Source organism: Ekhidna algicida (assembly GCF_051379705.1).
GTDB lineage: Bacteria > Bacteroidota > Bacteroidia > Cytophagales > Cyclobacteriaceae > Ekhidna.
On the sequence record NZ_CP179868.1, the window covers coordinates 1,997,022 to 2,014,551 of the forward strand.

15 protein-coding genes are annotated in these 17,530 nt (G+C 40.8%); 10 read left to right on the forward strand and 5 right to left on the reverse strand.

The genetic code is table 11. The features are described 5' to 3' along the window. Positions 1-7 precede the first annotated feature (7 nt). Positions 8-2,986, reverse strand: coding sequence for a tetratricopeptide repeat protein (locus tag ACL8WY_RS08685; RefSeq protein ID WP_436514309.1), 2,979 nt, complete (start codon positions 2,984-2,986; stop codon positions 8-10). A 159-nt stretch (positions 2,987-3,145) separates the two neighbouring features. Between ACL8WY_RS08685 and cysS the strand changes: the two genes are divergently transcribed. After that, the gene (cysS, locus tag ACL8WY_RS08690) at positions 3,146-4,630 is read left to right on the forward strand and encodes a cysteine--tRNA ligase (RefSeq protein WP_436514310.1); all 1,485 of its coding nucleotides are present in this window, start codon (positions 3,146-3,148) and stop codon (positions 4,628-4,630) included. 359 nt (positions 4,631-4,989) lie between these two features. Here cysS and mazG read toward each other — a convergent pair whose 3' ends face one another. Beyond that, a complete protein-coding gene (gene mazG, locus ACL8WY_RS08695) occupies positions 4,990-5,784 on the reverse strand; it encodes a nucleoside triphosphate pyrophosphohydrolase (protein WP_436514311.1) in 795 nt (264 codons plus the stop codon). Positions 5,785-5,865: 81 nt separating this feature from the next. Here mazG and ACL8WY_RS08700 point away from each other — a divergent pair, with 81 nt between their 5' ends. The 4 genes from ACL8WY_RS08700 to ACL8WY_RS08715 all read left to right on the forward strand — a co-directional run bounded on the left by ACL8WY_RS08700 (position 5,866) and on the right by ACL8WY_RS08715 (position 9,163). Then, entirely contained in the window at positions 5,866-6,093 is a 228-nt protein-coding gene (locus tag ACL8WY_RS08700; protein WP_436514312.1) for a hypothetical protein, read from the forward strand. A gap of 77 nt (positions 6,094-6,170) precedes the next feature. Next, positions 6,171-7,553, forward strand: coding sequence for a phosphoglucosamine mutase (gene glmM / locus ACL8WY_RS08705; protein ID WP_436514313.1), 1,383 nt, complete (start codon positions 6,171-6,173; stop codon positions 7,551-7,553). A 12-nt stretch (positions 7,554-7,565) separates the two neighbouring features. Beyond that, positions 7,566-8,705: a cysteine desulfurase family protein gene (locus ACL8WY_RS08710; protein ID WP_436514314.1), complete on the forward strand. Its 1,140-nt coding sequence runs from the start codon at positions 7,566-7,568 to the stop codon at positions 8,703-8,705. Beyond that, positions 8,702-9,163, forward strand: a complete 462-nt coding sequence (locus ACL8WY_RS08715) for a DoxX family protein (RefSeq protein WP_436514315.1) — start codon at positions 8,702-8,704, stop codon at positions 9,161-9,163. The genes ACL8WY_RS08710 and ACL8WY_RS08715 overlap by 4 nt, the downstream gene beginning before the upstream one ends. Here ACL8WY_RS08715 and hemH read toward each other — a convergent pair. From hemH to ACL8WY_RS08730, 3 genes are read right to left on the reverse strand one after another with little or no spacing between them, the layout of a single operon-like run. After that, complete coding sequence (gene hemH / locus ACL8WY_RS08720) at positions 9,160-10,173, reverse strand: ferrochelatase (protein ID WP_436514316.1); 1,014 nt, start codon at positions 10,171-10,173, stop codon at positions 9,160-9,162. The genes ACL8WY_RS08715 and hemH overlap by 4 nt on opposite strands. A 6-nt stretch (positions 10,174-10,179) precedes the next feature. Next, entirely contained in the window at positions 10,180-10,770 is a 591-nt protein-coding gene (locus ACL8WY_RS08725) for a VTT domain-containing protein (protein WP_436514317.1), read from the reverse strand. Positions 10,771-10,797: 27 nt separating this feature from the next. After that, positions 10,798-11,430, reverse strand: a complete 633-nt coding sequence (locus tag ACL8WY_RS08730; RefSeq protein ID WP_436514318.1) for a hypothetical protein — start codon at positions 11,428-11,430, stop codon at positions 10,798-10,800. A gap of 90 nt (positions 11,431-11,520) precedes the next feature. On the opposite strand from ACL8WY_RS08730, the gene recJ reads away from it, so the two are divergent. The 5 genes from recJ to ACL8WY_RS08755 all read left to right on the forward strand — a co-directional run bounded on the left by recJ (position 11,521) and on the right by ACL8WY_RS08755 (position 17,520). Continuing rightward, positions 11,521-13,218: a single-stranded-DNA-specific exonuclease RecJ gene (gene recJ, locus ACL8WY_RS08735; RefSeq protein WP_436514319.1), complete on the forward strand. Its 1,698-nt coding sequence runs from the start codon at positions 11,521-11,523 to the stop codon at positions 13,216-13,218. A 14-nt stretch (positions 13,219-13,232) separates the two neighbouring features. Next, complete coding sequence (gene lptB, locus ACL8WY_RS08740; RefSeq protein WP_436514320.1) at positions 13,233-13,964, forward strand: LPS export ABC transporter ATP-binding protein; 732 nt, start codon at positions 13,233-13,235, stop codon at positions 13,962-13,964. Positions 13,965-13,967: 3 nt separating this feature from the next. Beyond that, positions 13,968-15,494: a GH3 auxin-responsive promoter family protein gene (locus ACL8WY_RS08745; RefSeq protein ID WP_436514321.1), complete on the forward strand. Its 1,527-nt coding sequence runs from the start codon at positions 13,968-13,970 to the stop codon at positions 15,492-15,494. A 101-nt stretch (positions 15,495-15,595) separates the two neighbouring features. Further along, a complete protein-coding gene (locus ACL8WY_RS08750) occupies positions 15,596-15,889 on the forward strand; it encodes a hypothetical protein (protein WP_436514322.1) in 294 nt (97 codons plus the stop codon). A 44-nt stretch (positions 15,890-15,933) separates the two neighbouring features. Beyond that, positions 15,934-17,520 (forward strand): SulP family inorganic anion transporter, encoded by a 1,587-nt coding sequence (locus ACL8WY_RS08755; RefSeq protein WP_436514323.1) that lies wholly within the window; start codon positions 15,934-15,936, stop codon positions 17,518-17,520. Positions 17,521-17,530 lie beyond the last annotated feature (10 nt).

The window sequence follows — 17,530 nt, forward strand, 5'->3', positions numbered from 1 at the left end:
AATTTTTTTATTGTCCATTTCCTGTTAAAATAAATGCTCCCCAAATACCTGGATCGCTATAATTTTCTCTCAATTTTAATTGAGCGTATTTAAGCGATTCCATCACATTATTAGTTTCATTAAGTTTTTGATAAAACAAGATCATCAATTCGCTTGAAATTTTATCATCAATTCGGGTAAGACTTGTTATAATATTTCGAGCTCCAGCGACCGTTAACGCCCGCTGAAGACCATAAATTCCTTCGCTATTCTCTACATCTTCTGAGCCAAATTCACAAGAGGGAAGCACGACAAGTTGTGTCTTGCTAAGGTCTAAATTCAACGCCTCATAAGTTGTTAATATCCCGTCATTTTCCGGGATGGTTTGGATCCCTTTCATGTAACGAGAGAACGTTTCAGATGCGCCAGCCAGATAAATTCCTGCTCTAAATAAAGGATTGTCAATCGGTGTATGATTGGCAATAAAGTTATTTTGATCATTAAAAAAAGCATGCGAATCTATATGCAGAACAGTTGGATTATAAGCAGACCTGACTTTAAGTTCGTTGGCATCTTCTCGCAAATGTGTTTTGACGTGCCAATCCTCACTGAGAACACTTTCTATTCCCTTTATTTCATTCTCCGATTCAGGCATACTTACCAAATTCAGTCTGTTTTCACTTTCTTCTTGATTGTATAGTGGATTTCCATAGAGATACGACTTTCTATTAAAAATCTCTAAGTCAGGACGAAACAAGTCTTTTGAGGCTGTTAAGTATAAAACGTAGTATTTATCAATAAGATTGCGACCATCAGAAGTTGAAAAAGTGTTTGGGTTAATCCTGTAAAAAACTCCATCTGGTATGACCTTGACGGTATTTACATTTTTCAGCTTTTGATCAACTGGTTTCCAAAACAAGTCATAGGTTTCACTCTGATTTTGAGAACCTCTATCTAACAATCTTGCTGAATGTTGGCTCTCGGTCTGGTTGTCTGCACCTAAAAAGACATGGCTGGGTTCGCTTTGTCCGTATTGAAAGATAATTGCCAGATATTTTGTGTTATCAGTAAACCCAAAAAGAGTTCCTACAGATTGGGTCAATGAAGCAAACTCTTTGATTCGAACCAACTTTACAATTGCCTCGCCAGGTTTAACGTAATCCTGCACATTTCTCCAGTCTTTATCGACTTTATGAAGTGACTCTTCAAAATTTGCCAATTTCTGCTCGAGCTCTTTCTCCAACCTGTTTACTCTTGATTCCTCAAACTCCAAATTAACATTTTGCTGCCTTAGCTCCTGAGCACCCATTTGATAGTAGCTGGCCAACAATCTCTTATCTGATTGCCACTTCCTAAACTTAGCTTGTAGCTCCAAATCTTCGCTTTCGTTTACATGCTGGAGAATACTTTCGGAAGGGTTAAAAAGAAAGCCTTTAGTTTTGATTTGGAAATCAAAAATCTTTTTTAACAGCTCCGGTTTGCTTTCCAAAAGCTGAGATGCTACAAAGTTGTATCTGTCGATATTAGCTTTGATATTTTCATAAAAAATTTCACGCTCTTGCTCACTCATTATTGGGAAAAGTGTTCCGATCTGTCCAATCTGAATTTCGATTGATTTTCTAAAGAAACTTTCTGCCTCAGTGTTATTCTTCACCGCAAGACTGTGCATTCCCATGTATTCCAAGGCACTTGCATATCCTGGGTGATTCACTCCTAAGACGCTTTCTCGAATGGTCACTGCCTCCCTGTAAAATCTTTCAGCCTCTTGTTCCCGACCCATGGAGCTATAGAGCACTCCAACATTGATTAGCGTAGTAGCATAGTTCGGGTGATTTTTTCCGTATATTTTTTCATCGATAGTTAGCACTTCCTGATAGTACTTCTCCGCCTGATCATTATTTCCAAGCTGACGCTCAACTCGAGCTAGATTATTGAGTGTATTCGCATAGTATGGATGTGTCGTCCCAAATTTTGCTTTGTAAGTAGCCAACGCATCGACAAATAGGTCGCGCGCTCCTTCAACATCTCCTGATGCCAATGCCAATGTGCCTAGATTATTTTTTGCAGTAGCATAAAATGGGTGATCAGTCCCCACATTTTCCTCACTTTCGCTAATTACCTCCTGGAACATCTGACTCGCTTTTCTAGTCTGACCTAACCTGTGGTACATGATTCCCAGGTCATTGAGGGTTTCTATGATTAGAATATCTGCCTCATCGGGAATGCTCCTTTTCAAGCGTAGTACCTCTAGCAACGTCTTCTCAGCTTCACCAAAGCGTCCCATTCTTTCGTAAAAAATTGCTAGATGCTCCAACGACTCTGCACGTTCTACTGCATACTGACTCCCTAGCGATTCATAGATTGTTGAACTAAGATTGATAAACTTTTCTCCTTCTTGCGGATCGCCTGTTAGCATAAGAATCCGTCCTTTATGCATGCAGATTTCTGCAAAGTCCGGTGAAAGATCATTTCCGCTTGCTACCAATTGATTGTAGCTGTTATTGTAAATACTAAGTGCAAGTGTGTAAGAGCCTGCTTCTTCATAGAGAAGTGCAAGTTTTGCTCTTGCAATCCAATAATCAATTTTTGGCCCGGGTAGCTCATTTAATATATCTAAGGACTTTTGAATGTAACGCCGAGAAAGATCAAACTCTACTTGCTCGATGTAGAGAATCCCCATGTTTAGAAGTGCCATAGCATAATCTCGCTGATTTGGGACTCCTGCCTCCTCGTGATAGAGTATTGATAAATTTAGGTTTCTCTCCGCCTCAAACGGATCCAACAAATTGAGATTTAAATAGCCTAGGTTATTGTAGATTTTTGCTCGTTGATGATAGGTAAGATCATCCACATGATTCTTAATGATATTATTGAAATTGGTAGTGGCTTGTTCCCAGTGATTTTGCTCAAGATTTTGCTCAGCTTGGGCTATTAAGTTATTGATGTTTTGCGCAGCACAAACACCGATAACCATAGAAAATATTATACAGGCGGGTACGATTCTCATGGTGGCGATTAATCTCATTGCTAACCTAATCATTTAATTAGCAAATGATAAAAACGGAATTGAAGTAAAGAAAGATTTTTTTGCAGTTAAAAAGGATTCAGCAACCAGCGCTCTTAATTTTCGATAAATAGCTTTCTTTGCGACACATAATACATGCTCATGATAGGAAAACTCAAGGTTTTTAATTCGCTCACTCGACAGAAGGAAGAATTCGTTCCACTAAACCCTCCGCATGTTGGCATGTATGTATGCGGTCCAACGGTTTATAGCAACGTTCATCTGGGAAACGTGCGAACTTTTCTGAGTTTTGATGTAGTGAACAGATACCTGAGGTTTTTGGGGTATAAGGTTCGTTATGTTAGAAACATCACGGATGTCGGTCACCTCTCGGATACCGGCGAAGATAAGATATCCAAAAAGGCAAAGCTGGACCAGTTGGAGCCTATGGAAATCGTGCAGATGTACGCCAATGACTTTCATGATGTGATGAATTTATTCAATGCAATTCCACCAGACATTGAACCTTCGGCCATTGGTCACCTGATGGAACAGATAGCAATGACAAAGAAGCTCATCGATAATGGATACGCATATGAATCCAACGGCTCAGTCTATTTCGATGTGGAGAAATATCACAAAGAAAATGACAACTCCTATGGGATTCTTAGCGGACGCAAGATTGAAGACCTATTAAGCGAGACGCGAGATCTTGATGGTTCTAGTGACAAAAGAAGTCCGCTAGATTTTGCACTCTGGAAGAAAGCAGCGCCTGAGCACATTATGCGATGGAGAACTGAGTGGAGTGATGGGTTCCCGGGTTGGCATTTGGAATGCTCGGTGATGAGCACGAAATACTTGGGTGAAGAATTTGATATTCATGGTGGTGGTATGGATTTGAAGTTTCCTCATCATGAATGTGAGATTGCCCAGAATGCCGGCAGTCACGGTCATGGTGGAGCCAAATATTGGCTACATACTAATATGCTTACAGTAAATGGTCAGAAGATGAGCAAGTCCCTTGGTAATTCATTTCTGCCACGAGAGCTCATGTTGGGTGAGCATGAACTATTGCAACGAGGATATAGTCCGATGACGGTTCGCTTCTTCATGATGCAATCTCACTATGCTAGCACATTAGATTTTTCCAATGATGCACTAGAAGCTGCAAGAAAAGGATACGTGCGACTTGCCAATGGCATGCGCTTGATGCAGGAGATGGAATGGCAGCAAGACGAAGGAGAATTGAATGAAAAGCAGGAAGAACAGATCAGCAAGATGCTGGACAATCTCTACTATGCCATGAATGATGACTTCAATACAGCGCTGACAATCGGCCACCTCTTTAATCTGGTTAAGAAGATTAATTCATTACACACAGGACAACTGAAGTTTGGTGAAATCGGAGAAGAATTGTTCAAGCGAATGAAAGAAACCTTCCTGGGTTTTGCCGAAGATGTACTTGGTCTTAAGGTAGAAGCTGATGTCGATTACAAATCCTTGATCGATACGATCCTGGGCGAATACAAAGACGCCAAGTTTAACCGAGACTTTGATCGTGTAGATAAGCTACGTGCTGAGCTGAAATCCGAGGGCATTGTGGTGAAGGATATGAAAGAAAAAATTGAGTGGGCGTTTGAGGAGTAGGTCGACTGATGATTGTGAATAAGTTGCAGGATCATATTGCTCTTAGAAGCAGAATACAGAGGAGCGTAAATATCACAGAAACAGATAGTAGCAAAATCAGCTTTTTCCTCCTGGTTCGCCTCTGTAATGCATAAAACTTTTCGAAGAAAATTCTCTTTTTCTCAAGATCAAATTTGCGTGTCCGTTCTTGAACCTTTTTTCTTATGGAATAAAGATTGTTTTCCTCATAAATTTTCTTGAGAGGTTTTCTCTCCTTAAGTAAGGCCCTATTGTTTCTATAGGTCCTAACCATAAAATCTAAAACACCATAGCCTCTCATGAATAGAGATTTAAATCAAAATTATCAAATTGGACCAAATTCAAATCTTTTTCGCCTTCTCCCAATATTCATCCATCTCCTCCAATGTCATTTCACCCAAACTCTTGCCATCCTTCTTTGATTCTGACTCCAGATACTGGAAGCGCTTGATGAATTTCTTGTTGGTGCGTTCCAATGCTTCCTCGGGATTGATATCTACAAAGCGTGCGTAATTAATTAGCGAGAACAGCAAATCTCCAAACTCCCCCGTTTGTTTTTCTTTTTCGGTCTCCGCCTCAAATTCCTGCATCTCTTCCTGCACCTTTTCCCACACTTGATCCTGGTTGTCCCAATCAAAGCCGACGCCTCGTGCTTTTTCCTGAATGCGCATGGCTTTCACTAAGGCCGGTAAGGATTTCGGCACGCCACCCAATACTGATTGATTCCCCTTCTCTTTCAGCTTGATCTTTTCCCAATTGGCTTTGACTGTCTCTTCATCCTCTGCGTTCACATCTCCATAAATATGTGGATGACGCCTGATTAGTTTATCGCAAACAGAATTCAAGACATCAGACACATCGAACGATTTTTTCTCGTCACCAATACGAGCATAAAAGACCATATGAAGCATCAGGTCTCCTAATTCCTTTTTCACCTCCTCCAAATCATTTTCAATAATCGCATCCGAAAGTTCGTAGGTCTCCTCGATCGTCAAGTGACGAAGTGTTTCCATGGTTTGCTTTTTGTCCCAGGGGCAGCTTTCTCGCAGCTCATCCATGATAGTGAGTAGACGATCAAATGCCTCGAGTTTGGCTTGACGATTTTTGTCTGGTGCTGATAGTGGTTTTTTTGACATACAAATGGAATTGAAATCGGGTCTACTTTGTTGACCAACTACAGCCGCAAATTGGCTAATTTTGCACCAAAATCTGAACGAATGCAGGTAGTATTATTAGGAATCGGAATATTCGCGTTGTTTTTTGTGGGGTTATCTATCCGCATTTTGCTAAAAAAAGACGGAGAATTTAAGGGGACATGCGCATCTCAGAACCCTTACCTAAATAAAGAAGGTGCGTCCTGTGGATTTTGTGGAAAGACAGTAAAGCCAGGACAGGATTGCGGTAACCCGGAATCGGAAGTTAATAAAGTGATGGCGAAGTTCTGATCACAGTCTTTCAGTAAAAACTTTTTACTTCTACCTACATATCTATATTTGCGCACCGCTTAAAACACTAGAACGCTTTGACACTAATCAAATCAATATCCGGCCTGCGTGGAACGATAGGAGGAAAAGCCGGAGATAATCTATCGCCCTTGGATGTCGTCAAGTTTGCTGCAGGCTATGGTGCCTGGCTCAAAGACGCCCACAAGAAACCAAAAGTCATCATCGGCAGAGATGCTCGACCGTCAGGTACTTCGTTTACTCAATTGGTTGCCAATACCTTGGTGAATCAGGGAATAGACGTGGTAGACTTAGGATTGAGCACCACTCCAACGGTAGAAATGGCAGTGCTCGCTGAAAAGGCACAAGGAGGTATTATCCTGACGGCCAGTCACAATCCTGCAGGCTGGAATGCTCTGAAATTGCTCAACGACAAAGGAGAATTCATTTCCGCAGAAGAAGGCAAAAAAGTACTTGACTACTCCGAATCTAAAGACATTGAGTTTGCCCCATCTCATAAGTTTGGCAAGCTTACCACGAACGATTTTTACATCGATCATCACATAGAGCAAGTACTTAAACATCCATTGGTAGATGTAGAAGTGATCAAAGCTGCCGGATTTAAGGTTGTTGTTGATGCAGTGAATAGCACAGGTGGTGTTTCAATCGTTCCACTCCTTAGGCAAATGGGAGTAGAGGTAAAAGAGCTATTCTGCGAACCAACCGGAAATTTCCCGCACAATCCTGAGCCACTTCCTGAGAACCTTCAGCAAATCTGTAGCGAATTGGAAAATGGCAATTATGACCTGGGTGTAGTTGTTGACCCGGATGTAGATCGCCTCGCATTGATTTGCGAAAATGGAGAGCCATTCGGGGAAGAATATACACTCGTAGCTGTAGCAGATTATGTGCTATCCAAGAAAAAAGGAAACACAGTTTCTAACCTTTCTTCTACGCGAGCACTTCGTGACATTACAGAAAAGCACGGATGCGAATACAATGCTTCTGCGGTAGGTGAAGTACACGTAGTGGCCAAAATGAAAGAAACTAAAGCCGTGATTGGTGGTGAAGGCAATGGTGGGGTAATTGTGCCGGACTTGCATTACGGAAGAGACGCGCTAGCAGGCGTTGCACTGTTTCTGACACACCTCGCCAATTTTGGAAAGAGTACGTCCATGCTTCGAGCGACCTATCCAAACTATCACATATCCAAGAACAAAATCGAGCTTACACCGGACATAAACGTGGATGGTGTGCTTGAGGCAATCAAGGAAAAATACAAAGGTCAGCCTATCAACCTGGTGGATGGCGTAAAGATTGAATTTGATAAAGAGTGGGTGCAATTACGAAAGTCGAATACTGAGCCGATTATTCGTATTTTTGCAGAGTCTGAAAGTCAGAATACAGCTGAGCATTTGGCCAAAAAACTGATAATGGACATCAAGGAAGTAATTTCCGGCTAAAACCTACTAGTTATGAAAGTGTATTTTGATAACGCTGCTACTACAGCAATCGACTTGGATGTTTTTGAGGCTATGAAGCCTTATATGCTTGAGCATTATGGTAATCCTTCATCCATTCATTCGCACGGCAGACAAGTGCGTACCGCCATTGAAAGGTCTAGAAAAAAGGTAGCAGATCTATTGAATGCGGCGCCTTCAGAAATCTTCTTTACTTCCGGAGGAACAGAAGCTGATAATACGGCTATCAGATGCACAGTAAGTGATAAATCAATTAAGCACATCATTTCGAGCAAAATAGAGCATCATGCTGTGCTCCACACAGTTGAAGCGCTTGAAAAGGAAGGAATTAAGGTCAGCTACATCAACTTAAATGATGATGGCCAGGTTGATTACGACCATTTAGAAGATTTACTCAAAAAGAATTCCAATTCGCTCGTTACCCTGATGCATGCCAACAATGAAATTGGCAATTTGCTGGATATTGAGCGTGTGGGCGAAATGTGCAGAACTCACGACGCATGCTTCCATTCGGACACGGTACAAAGCATGGCTCACTATACCCATGACATGCAAAAGCTGAACCTGGATTTTGCAGTTGGCTCAGCACACAAGTTTCACGGACCTAAAGGCATAGGCTTTCTTTATATCAATCATGAAAACAAAATCCATCCATTGATCCATGGTGGCGCACAAGAACGTAATATGCGTGGTGGGACGGAGAATGTCTATGGAATCGTAGGTCTGGCCAAAGCGATGGAAATAGCTTATTCGGAAATGGAATCTCATAGAAAGCACATAGAGGGATTGAAAACACGTATGATTGAGAAAATGAAATCAGCCATAGATGGCTTGGCTTTCAATGGTGTATCTGGTGATTTGGATCAGAGCTTGTATACTGTCCTAAATGTGTGTCTCCCTCCAAATGATGACAATGATATGCTACTCTTTAATCTTGACATTGAAGGAGTGTCTGCTTCGGGAGGTAGTGCATGTAGTAGTGGTTCAAGCATTGGGTCACATGTCTTGGCGGAGCTAAATAGAGATCAAAATCGTGGTGCAATTCGCTTTTCTTTCTCCAAATACAATACATTAGAGGAAGTGGATTATGCGGTTGAGAAGCTTGCTAAGCTTTATCAGCCAGAAACTGCATGAAAGTAAAACCAATTTTCCATTCGTTTCAGACCAAGGATTTGATACATATCATTCCTCGGTTAATAATAGCGCTAATTCTAGCTCAAACCCTACCATTTAAGTTTAGCGGCGCAGAAGAAAGCAAGTGGATCTTTGAGCAAATCGGATGGGAGCCAGCAGGCCGTTATTTGATTGCGAGTATTGAAACAGTCTCTGTCCTTTTACTTATCACCAACTATTACATACTCGGAGCAATCATCTCACTCAGCATCATTAGCGCAGCAAACTTTTTACATTTCACCAAGCTTGGCTTTATTGTAAATGATGATGGAGGAACACTTTTCATTCTGAGCATCATCGTCATTTTTTGCTCACTTTGGGTAGTACTTTATTGGAATATGCAACGGGTAGAGCAGAAGGTATCAAGCTTTGATTTTGAATGGGATGAGGAAGATGAAGAGGAGTTTTTGAAAGGCTAGCTCTCCACTATAACCTTTAAACATTCCACCCACTTATCTTCTGCATTTAAACTTGGCACCAAATCCCATTTTTCACCTCCGGCTTCAATAAAGTTTTCATGGTACTCTTGCCCCACTTCGATGGTTGTCTCCAGACAATCTGAAACAAATGCCGGTGAGAATGCCAGTACTTTCTTTTTACCATTTTTTGCTAGTTCCTGAAGCACATCCTCAGTGTAAGGTTTTACCCATGGATCTTTTCCAAGCCTGGACTGAAAACATACGGTATAATTTTCCTCGCTTATGCCAAGTTTCTTGGTGACCATTCGTGTTGTCTCGAAGCACTGCGCTCGGTAGCAATATCTGTTGTGCTCATTGAGGGTAGAGCAGCAACTTCCCAACTGGCAATAATCTTCATACGAGCCTTTTCGTATTTGTCTCTCTGGTAAGCCATGATAGCTAAACAAGAAATGATCATAGGATTCATTTTCCATCAACTTCCTACCTTGATCGCAGATGGTCTCGATAAAAAGCTCTTCTTCCAAAAACTGTGAGGTGAACCTGATTTCCGGAATGATCTGCCACTTTTTGGTGATCTCCATCACCTTGTCAATCACTGAGCCGGTAGTTGCAGAAGCGTATTGAGGGAACAATGGAATTACGTGTAAAGTAGCTACCTCTTCCTTTTGAAATTCTTCTAAAACAGATGTGAGCGAGGGGTTTTGATAACGCATGGCAAACTTCACAGAATAGTCTTCTGAAAGCTTCTTTGCTAAAAGTTCCGTGATGTCTTCCGTGTAATACTTCAATGGTGAGCCTCGTTCATCCCAAAGTTTACGATACTCCGCCGCTGACTTTGGAGATCGGAATGGAGCTATGATACCATTTACCAAAAGAAATCGTGGGAAAGCGGGAATGTCAATGACACGCTTGTCCATCAAAAATTCACGCAGATATTTCCTAACATCAGAAACTGCTGTCGAATCTGGTGTTCCCAGATTTACCAATAATACTCCCTTTTTTTTAGTCATCTGCCTCTAGAAGATGTTGGCTTCCCAAATCACTATTCCGTACGCAATGAATCGCAGAAATCGGAATAGAGAAAACCATAGATATTTTTTAAATGAATAATGCACTGAACCCACCAGCATCGCGATACCAGAAAACGGCAATGGAGTCAGGGCCGCTACTACGACCAAAAAACCACCATAATTGTTTAAATGCTTTTCAAATTTTCCAAACACACGATATTTCATAATGCGATAGAAACGGGTGTTTTTCAAATAAGCTCCAATGCCGAACCCAATTATACCTGCCAGATAGGAGATCACCGAAAGCGCCATTATATTGTTGATATAAGCCATGAGAACCTCATTTCTCAGTGACCAAATCATGAAAAATTCTGGTGGGATAATTCCAAAAATTACCTCTGAAGCCAAGAAAATGAAATACACAATGGTAGGCTGATCATAAACCGGCCCAAGCACAGTCTCCATACTAAAATCATAGTTCTTCCTTAAGTAGATGAAGCCTATGACGATGACAGCTAACCATAAAAATCCTCTTAATAGGTTTCGTATAAGAAACCTTCGGCGATCAGGCAATTCATGATGAGACTTATCAGGCATTATTCAAGCTAAACTGGAAATGCAAAATTATTGTTCCTCCGGCTTAGTTTCCGGTTCTTTTTTTTGTCTGGATTTTGAAAAAGAAACCTTCCAATAGGGATCTTCCAGCTCTGTATACCTGCCGTAAAACTGAGTGAGCATAATTTTAACGGCATAATTGAGTCTATTTTGAGCGTCTTGAAAATAATCGATTCTATTCTTTGGATGGTAGATAAAAAATTTGACAATTGGGAAAGCACAGGTTCTGAAATCCCCTAGAATTTTTTTTACATCAGCCTTCTCTTTCTCCAAAGCTTTCATTGCCTTGCCACTACAATTGCCTATGCCTCTTACCAGCGGAATATATATATCATTCGAATATTTTTGAGTTTCTTCCATCTCTGCGCACGCCTCCTCACAAAATGCTTGCAAAATCCTCAACGAAGGAATACTCATAGATGCTTCTGTAAATACATCCGGCTGCCATAAAATCTCTCTAAAGGTGAATAAAGATGGAAGTAACTCTGTATCGTACGAGTCGTCATCTTTTAGCGTTAGCATCGTCTCAGTAGTAATGGTGTCTATTTTTACTTTTCCAGCGCATAGTGAATATGACCAGCCTTGCTCTTTGCTGTTGACCATTTTCAAAAAATTCCAAATTTCGTTCAGCGCTATCTTCATTACGATTGCTTAGGGATCACAAAATAAACATTCGGCATCATATACTGCAATATCCTTCATTTTGCGTCACGATTTTATATCTTCAACCCTGTGGAAAAAAGATGGGTGTATAAAGACGAGCCGGACAAAGAAATTGTTGAAAAACTCAGCAAAGAAATCAACATCAATCAGTACTTGTCCAAGATTTTAGTACAACGAGGCATCACTACATTTGACGAAGCAAAAGAGTTTTTTCGTCCTTCGCTTTCCAGACTTCATGATCCATTCCTGATGCTCAATATGGATAGGGCAGTTAACAGATTGACAGATGCGGTATTCAACAAAGAAAAAATCCTGATATACGGAGATTACGATGTGGATGGCACAACATCCGTAAGTCTGATGTTTTTGTTTTTGAAGCAGTTTACTTCAGCTCTAGAATTTTACATTCCAGACCGATACACAGAAGGATACGGCATATCTGAGAAGGGCATAAATCACGCGACAGAAAACAAGTTCGATCTAATTATTGCACTGGATTGTGGAGTAAGAGCTATCGATAGGGCCAAGCAAGCAAAAGAGGCTGGCATTGACCTTATCATTTGTGATCACCACTTGCCAGGGAAAAAACTGCCAGACGCATTCGCACTTTTGGATCCCAAACAAGAAAACTGCAGGTATCCATATAAAGAGCTCTCTGGTTGTGGAGTAGGCTTCAAATTGCTGGAAGGTTTTTGCCAGCAAAACACCATTGAAAAAGAGAAGCTGTTCGAGCTGTTGGATTTAGTAGCAGTAAGCATCGGATGTGATATTGTACCCATAGTTGATGAAAATCGCATTCTCGCCCACTATGGATTAAAAAAGCTAAATCAAGCACCATCTGCTGGTTTGAAATCCTTAATTGAGATTAGTGGAAAGAAAAATCAGTTTTCCATCACAGATGTTGTTTTCTCCATTGGTCCCAGAATAAATGCGGCCGGCAGACTTACTCATGCCAAAGAATCTGTGAACCTCTTAATTGGTGACTCTACTCAAACGGACGCCTTCGCTGATAACCTGAATGATCGCAATAAAGAACGACGTGAATTTGATCAAAACATAACTGAGGAAGCCTTGGAAATGATCTCAGCAATGGAGGAGGGACGTAAATCAACCGTTCTTTTTAAGGAGGATTGGCACAAGGGTGTAATCGGGATTGTAGCCTCAAGATGCATCGAACATTACCATCGCCCCACCATTATCTTAACGGAATCAAAAGGTAAGGCAACCGGCTCGGCACGATCTGTTGATGGATTTGACGTTCATGAAGCCATTTCGGAATGTGAAGACCTTCTGGAGCAATTTGGAGGGCACACTCATGCGGCAGGTCTTACACTTCCACTCACTAACGTAGAAGCCTTCATTAGCAAATTTGAAGAAGTAGTAAGCTCGAGAATCCTTCCAGAACAGCTAATTCCAAAGGTCGAAATTGATACAGAAATACCACTTGAAGCGATCAATTTTAAAACCTATAATGTGATGAATCAGATGGCTCCTTTCGGCCCTCAAAATATGTCGCCGGTCTTTGGCACAAAAAATGTAATTGTGGATACCATTCCGAAAGTGATCAAAGACAAACACATTAAAGGTTATGTGCATGCCGAGAACAGCACCAAACTTTTTGAGTTTATTGGATTTGGAATGGCAGATAAGGTAGATCAAATTAAAGTTGGTGACCCTTTTCACATTGCCTATCACCTAGAAGAAAATAATTATTTAGGGAACAAGTCACTCATTCTTAATCTCAAGGATGTAAAAATTGATGCATAACTTGCACTTCTTTTATGGAATTACGCGCAGAACATCTCATTAAAAAATACAAAAAGAGGAAGGTCGTAAACGACATCTCAGTCACTGTGAAAACAGGTGAGATCGTTGGACTACTTGGCCCAAATGGTGCCGGGAAAACTACCTCTTTTTACATGATTGTTGGGCTAATCAAACCGAACGAAGGTCATATCTATCTCGATGAGAAAGACATCACAGAACTTCCCATGTATCAGCGAGCCAAGAAAGGAATTGGATACCTGGCCCAAGAAGCATCCGTATTCCGAAAGCTCAGCGTCGAGGATAACATCCTGGCAGTGCTGGAAATGACCAAGCTCAGTAAACAGGAGCAAAAAGAAAAGTGTGAAAGTCTTTTAGAAGAATTTAGCTTGACGCATGTACGCAAGAATCTAGGCCAAGTACTCTCCGGCGGAGAACGAAGGAGAACCGAGATTGCACGTGCTCTAGCCGTAGATCCAAGCTTCGTTTTGTTGGATGAGCCTTTTGCTGGTGTAGATCCTATCGCAGTGGAAGAGATTCAAACTATTGTAGCGCAGCTAAAAAATAAGAACATTGGAATCCTGATCACCGATCACAATGTGAATGAAACACTTTCAATCACGGACCGAGCTTACCTCATGTTTGAGGGAAGATTGCTCAAAGCGGGCACTGCAGAAGAACTTGCGAATGATGAACAAGTAAGAAAAGTATATCTTGGCAAGCACTTCGAGCTAAAAAGGAAAATATGATCCATGGAACTGCTTAACTCCATATTGTCTTGGGTGATGAAGAAACGAATTCATCAGATAGAGCTGTTCATGAAATATCCTCATGAAGTTCAAAATGAACTTTTGGAGGACATGGTGAAAAAAGCATCTAAAACCGAGTATGGAAAAGAATACGGTTTTGGTACCATTGAAAACTACGACCATTTCAAGAATAAGGTACCAATTGTAAGCTATGAGGATTTATTCCCTTACATCGAGCGGTTGATGAGGGGAGAGCAAAACATTCTCTGGCACTCAGAAATAAGATGGTTTGCCAAATCATCTGGTACGACAAATGCACGAAGTAAATTCATCCCTGTTTCGCAAGAGGCACTTGACGATTGCCATTATAAAGGTGGCAAAGATCTTTTAAGTATTTACTTCAACAATTACCCTGATGCCAAGATGTTTGCCGGTAAAGGATTGGTAATTGGTGGCAGTCATCAGATCAATCAATTTGATGAAAACTCAAATTCTTACTACGGTGATGTTTCTGCCGTACTACTTAAAAACCTTCCCTGGTGGGCACAGATGGTGCGTACTCCGAGTCTTGACATTGCCTTGATGGATGAATGGGAAGAGAAGATTGATAAAATGATTGACATCACTTCCAATGAGAATGTCACAAATATTTCTGGTGTACCTACCTGGATGATTGTACTTATTGAGAAGATGTTAGAGCGAAACAATGCTGACAATATTCTCGAAATCTGGCCAAATCTGGAAGTCTTCTTTCATGGTGCTGTTTCATTCACACCTTACGAAGAGCTGTTCAAAAAGCTCATCCCGTCTCCCAATATGCGTTACATGGAGACTTACAATGCTTCTGAAGGCTTTTTTGGAATCACTGATCAGGTTAATAGTAAGGAGATGCTCCTTATGCTCGATTATGGAATCTTCTATGAATTTGTTCCATTTGGCGAACTGGATAGCGACAACCCGCGTACATTAACATTGGATGAAGTGGAAGTCGGAAAAAATTATGCCATTATCATAACCACCAATGCAGGGTTATGGAGGTACAAAATTGGTGACACAGTTACCTTCACAAGCATTGATCCATATCGAATCAAAATTTCAGGTCGTACCAAGCACTTTATAAATGCCTTTGGTGAAGAGTTAATCATTGATAATGCTGAAGTGGCCATTGCCGAAGCTTGTAAGAAAACGGATGCAACAATCGATAATTTCACAGCGGGACCCATGTATCTCAGCGAAGGAAACAAGGGTGGGCATGAGTGGATCATTGAGTTTACAAAAAAACCTAACGATTTAGAAAGATTCAATAAGCTACTTGACGAAAAGCTTAGAGAAGTTAATTCGGATTATGATGCTAAGCGATATAAAGACATTGCGCTCCAAGAACCCCTTGTCCACATAGTTCCGCAAAACACATTTTATACTTGGATGAAATCCCGAGGAAAGCTTGGTGGTCAACATAAAGTTCCACGTCTGGCCAATAACCGCGAATACCTTGATCAGTTGTTGGAATTTAAAAGCCAATCATCATAAAGAACTTATTACATTTTCCTGCCTAAACCCGCTTGACTACCTTTACGTAAGTCACTCAGTGTTTTTGAACGACTTGATTATTTAGCTGTTACTACTTATCCATGCGAAAACTTTTTTTCATACGATTTTTAGCTTTTTTACTTTGCTCTGCAATGCTCTGCGAAGTTGCTGCAATCGTAGAGAATGTCGACGCTATATCTGCTGAGGTCGATGGAGAAATGGAGCATGAAGAAAGCAAGGAAAAAGAAAAAGAAAAAACTACGAGCGGTTTTGAATCTCTAGTTTTAGCAGAAAGCTCAATGATTAATCAAAGCATGCTGGCTATCCATAAAGACCGCTTTTGGAACACCCCCTTCATTGATTTTCAAACACCCCCGCCAAAGTTGGTAGAGTAATACACCTCAACTTAAATTTTTACTCAACTCAACTTTATTATTTTATGGACTCTAATAAAATTGGTCTATTTAGCAATTTTAAATCAGACCTTTCAGCAAGTTTAGTCGTCTTTTTAGTCGCTGTGCCTCTTTGTTTGGGTATCGCACTTGCATCAGGTGCACCACTATTCGCAGGGGTTATTTCCGGTATCATCGGTGGAATTGCTGTGGGATTAATCAGTGGATCGGCCGTTGGTGTCAGTGGCCCTGCAGCCGGACTTGCTGTGATCGTACTCGCTGGAATTCAGGATTTGGAATCGTTCCCAATTTTTCTTGCTGCCGTTGTGGTAAGCGGAATCATCCAAATTATTTTAGGACTTGCACGTGCGGGAATCATAGGTTACTACTTTCCTTCCTCTGTAATCAAAGGCATGCTATCGGCGATTGGTATTATCATTTTTTTGAAGCAAATACCACATGCAGTTGGATATGATGCGGATCCAGAAGGCGATTTGGAATTTTTTCAGCCCGATGGTGAAAACACATTTTCCGAGCTCTTCAAAATGATGGATTTCATCCAGCAAGGAGCGCTTATCATTTTTGTGATTTCTATGGTTATTCTCATTTTATGGGAACAGCCTTTCATGAAACGCATCAAGCTATTCCAGGTCGTACAAGGCCCATTGATTGTTGTAACTGCAGGGATAATTATTAATATCTTGTTTAAGGGATCCTCTCTCTACATTGATGATACACACATGGTAAGCTTGCCTGTATCTGCTACGTTTGGTGAATTCATCAATCAATTTACAATTTTTGATCCATCAGCTCTTTTCCGCAAAGACGTACTAATTCTCGGGGCTACTATTGCAGTAGTTGGATCCCTAGAGACCCTCTTATGTGTGGAGGCAACTGATAAGCTTGACCCTCATAAAAGAATTACACCTACCAATAAAGAGCTAATCGCTCAAGGTACCGGAAACATATTTTCAGGAATGATTGGAGGTTTGCCTATTACACAAGTAATTGTTCGTAGCTCAGCCAATATTCAATCAGGTGGCAGAACTAAGCTATCTGCTATATTTCACGGTATTCTGCTCCTAATTTCTGCCATATTTATTCCAAATATCCTTAACATGATTCCACTTTCAAGTTTGGCAGCAATACTTATAGTGGTAGGGTATAAATTGGCCAAGCCTTCCTTGTTTAGACAGATGTTTAATGCAGGTAAATCAGAGTTTATTCCTTACATGGTTACCATGTTAGGTATCATTTTCACCGATCTGTTGATCGGTATCCTGATGGGTCTTACAGTGGGTATTTTCCAAATACTTTACAACAACTTCAGAAAGCCATATGTGGTGGAAACGATCCAAGACAATGGTACAAAAAAGCTGAAACTTGAGCTCTCAGAAAATTTGACCTTCTTAAACAAGGCGGGTATCATCGAGACCATTTCTCATATTCCAGACGATACAGATCTTTTTATTGATGCTACTCGATCTCACTTTATTCATCCAGATATTATTGAGATTTTAGAAGATTTTAAGAAAAATGCAGAGTATCGAGGGATTAATCTTGAAATTGTTGGATTAGACAAAGAACATGACGATCCATTGAAAGAGTTGAAGAAAGTAACGAAAGAAACTTAAATCAAAAGGC